General features: G+C 54.1%; 1 pseudogene. It reads right to left on the minus strand.

Annotated elements, in window-relative coordinates:
- Positions 1-318: pseudogene (locus tag LKX83_RS32280) on the minus strand (hypothetical protein); the annotation flags it as partial.

Below are 318 nucleotides of genomic sequence, written 5' to 3' on the forward strand. Positions count from 1 at the left end.
GATCAGCGCCCAGCGCGAGGACTCCGCCCCTTTTTCTTTGAACCATTCCCATCGCCCTTCCTTCGGAGCGAGCACCACCAGCGCAAACAGACCGCCAAACCAGATCGAGAGTGCAAATAAATGAATGAGGTCCATCAGCACTGCGATCCAGCTTCCGTATTCAGGCGAGTAGGAGCGTCCGACCCAGGCATTGAGCGCAAGCATGGCGCCGACAAACGGCAGGGTCCAGCGCGTAAATGAGATGCCAAAAATCAAGGCAAATACAAAAAATTGTACCAACGGAATCCAACCAATGGGAAGTGCGGCCAGTTCATTCAG

The organism is Cohnella baijiui, from assembly GCF_020731285.1.
In the GTDB taxonomy this organism is placed as follows: Bacteria; Bacillota; Bacilli; order Paenibacillales; family Paenibacillaceae; genus Cohnella.